Raw genomic sequence first — 2,695 nt, 5'->3', positions numbered from 1 at the left:
CGCATGTAGGCCCAGATCTCTTCCTGGCCCGAGAAGCTCTTGCTCCACTCGTTGTTGAGCTCGTACGAGAACGAGTACATGTGGCTGGGGATGTCGCACTCGCAGCCGGGGTAGGTGTTGTCGCGCCAGGTGCCTCCGACATCATGTGCCTTCTCAAGGACGACGAAGTCCTCGCGGCCAGAGTCGCGAAGCTTCATAGCGGCGCCCATGCCCGAAAAGCCGGTGCCGATGATGACGATGTCCTTTTTGATCACGTTTCGGATACTATCGGTATCTGGAATGCTTGCCAATGAATGTGACGCAGACCGCGTCGGGAGCGGAGGGCAACGATGACTGTGAATGAGGTTCGCACTGTCAGCAGGGCCGAACGACAGGCGCAGACCCGTGAGAGCCTGATCGCCGTCGCCCGCGAGATGTTCCTGACTGACGGCTATGCCGCGACCTCGCTCGACAAGGTCGCGCTGCGGGCCGGCTTCTCCAAGGGGGCGGTCTATTCCAACTTCGCCGGCAAGGAAGAACTCTGCATGGCCGTGCTCGACAGCATCCACGACGAGCAGATCAATGGGGTCGTCACGGCATTCACCCAGGGAACCGATCTCGAAGGCCGCATCGACGCGTTTGCTGCGTGGGCACAAGAGGGTGTCGGCAAGCCGAGCTGGACGGCTCTCGAAGTCGAGTTCGCCGCGGTCGCCCGCCAGAGCCCGTACGTCGCCTCCGAGCTCAAGAAGCGTCATCGCGAGATCGTCGCGGCTGCAGCTGACCTGGTGCGTCACGTGACCAAGGAAGCCGGCATCGAGCTCAAGATGCCGGCAGAGCAGGCGGCGACTGTGTTGCTGAGCCTCGGCATCGGCCTCGCCGCCCTCCGCTCGCTCGACAGCTCCGTCGACATCGGCGTGCTCGCCGACACGATGCGCACGTTGCTCAGCGGTGGAGCCAAAACCGCTTAGTTCGGTGTGACCCTCAGGATCTTGTCGGTGCCCCCACCATTCGAGGTCGTGAGGTAGAGCGCCCCGTCCGGTCCCTGCACCGCAGCGCGCAGACGACCGAACGTGCCGTTGAGCGCCGGCGGTCTCGTTGACGACCCGAGGTCGTACTTGGAGGTGACCGGAATGATGCGCAGCGACTGGTCCTTGAGCGCAGTGACGGCGAGACGACCCTCGTACTCGCCCCACATGCTGCCGTAGAGGAACGTCGCTCCGCTGGTCGCCACGGTGGGGTCGCCGGACCTCCATGCGGCTCCGCGCTGGGTCCCCTTGATCGCATAGTCGGTCATGGGTGAGTTGGATCCCTCGTTGTAGCTCGGATCTCCCGCCCTGCGTGGTACCGGATTCCAGCCGTAGTTGCCGCCCGAGACCAGTGCGTTGACCTCGTCGTCGCGATAGCTCCCATGCTCGACCGACCAGACACGGGCACTGCTGTGGCGGGCGAGTCCCTGCACGTTGCGGTGTCCGTATGTGAAGAGTCGCCGCTTCATCGCGACGCTCGAAGAGATGTAGGGGTTGGTCGACCAGCCCGCGCCGGTACGCGTGTCGACCCGCAGCACCTTGCCGCCTCCCGACGTCCTGCTCTGTGGGTTCTTGCCGGTGGCGGCGTCTCCTGTTCCGACGTACAGGGCGTACGAGCCGCCCTTGAGCAGCGCGCATCCGCCGTGTCGGCCGGTGGTCGACGGGAGCCCGCCGAACAGCGTGCGGTCCAACGTCGCGCTGGTCCGCTCGGCGTTGAGGCGCCACCGTACGACGCGCACGTCCTGGGTCGTCCCGGACTTGTAGCCGTGACACGTGAAGAACGTGAGCCCGGTCGAGTCCGTGGTGTCGGCCTCGATCCCCATCAGGCCTGTCTCGCCGTTGTTCCACATTCCCTGCGCGTTCGCTGCAAGCGAGGTGAGGACCACGTTGGTGTCGCCGTTGGTCTTGCGAAGCGTGACGGTCTTGAGGTCGCGCTGGGTGAAGAGCATCGCACCGTCGGGCAGGAAGGTGAGATCCCACGGAATGCTCAAACCATCCTCGAGCACCTCGACGTCGAGGGAAGGCGGTGCCGCCTGGCTGGGGCTCGACACGGCGGTCAAGGTCAGCACGGTCAGTGCCGACGCGACGATGAATGCGACCGAGCGTGCCTTCATCTCTCCAGTGTGCGCGCGACCGGGGTCACGCGCGACTCGGATCAGTAGCCGCCGTTGACCTTGAAGCGCTCGAAGCTGGCGGCGACCTCGGCCTCAGCCTCGACGCGGCCAACCCAGTTGGCGCCTTCGACGGACTTGCCCGGCTCGAGGTCCTTGTAGACCTCGAAGAAGTGCTGGATCTCGAGCCGGTCGAACTCAGGTACGTGGTGGATGTCGCGCAGGTGCTCCTGGCGCGGGTCGGACGCAGGCACGCAGAGCACCTTGTCGTCTCCGCCGGCCTCGTCGGTCATACGGAACATGCCGATCGCGCGGCAAGCGATGACGCAGCCGGGGAACGTCGGCTCCGACAGCAGCACGAGCGCGTCGAGCGGATCGGTGTCGAGACCGAGCGTGTTGTCGATGAAGCCGTAGTCGGCGGGGTACTGGGTCGAGGTGAACAGCGTCCGGTCAAGGCGGATGCGATGGGTCTCGTGGTCGACCTCGTACTTGTTGCGATTGCCCTTGGGGATCTCAACGGTGACGTCGAAAATCACGGGTGCCTCCGGCTGTCGAATGGTGGCGGCGAGCGCGGGGCGC

Annotated in this window: 4 protein-coding genes; 1 reads left to right on the top strand and 3 read right to left on the bottom strand. The window is 65.1% G+C overall.

Going from position 1 to position 2,695, the window contains the following annotated elements; all coding sequences use genetic code 11:
- On the bottom strand, positions 1 to 254 hold a 254-nt coding region (locus V6M39_RS02120; RefSeq protein WP_442880655.1), incomplete at its 3' end, for an NAD(P)-binding protein.
- 75 nt (positions 255 to 329) lie between these two features.
- Between V6M39_RS02120 and V6M39_RS02115 the strand changes: the two genes are divergently transcribed.
- Complete coding sequence (locus tag V6M39_RS02115) at positions 330 to 947, top strand: TetR/AcrR family transcriptional regulator (protein ID WP_332642005.1); 618 nt, start codon at positions 330 to 332, stop codon at positions 945 to 947.
- On the opposite strand, the gene V6M39_RS02110 is transcribed toward V6M39_RS02115, so the two are convergent.
- Both V6M39_RS02110 and V6M39_RS02105 read right to left on the bottom strand, forming a co-directional pair.
- Positions 944 to 2,119 (bottom strand): PQQ-dependent sugar dehydrogenase, encoded by a 1,176-nt coding sequence (locus V6M39_RS02110; protein ID WP_332642004.1) that lies wholly within the window; start codon positions 2,117 to 2,119, stop codon positions 944 to 946. The two genes, V6M39_RS02115 and V6M39_RS02110, sit on opposite strands and share 4 nt — an antisense overlap.
- A 41-nt stretch (positions 2,120 to 2,160) precedes the next feature.
- On the bottom strand, positions 2,161 to 2,673 hold the full coding sequence (locus V6M39_RS02105) for an inorganic diphosphatase (protein ID WP_442880656.1): 513 nt from the start codon (positions 2,671 to 2,673) through the stop codon (positions 2,161 to 2,163).
- Positions 2,674 to 2,695: the final 22 nt, after the last annotated feature.

The organism is Aeromicrobium sp. (assembly GCF_036675695.1).
Lineage (GTDB): Bacteria > Actinomycetota > Actinomycetes > Propionibacteriales > Nocardioidaceae > Aeromicrobium.
This window is presented reverse-complemented; position numbering and strand designations above follow the sequence as displayed.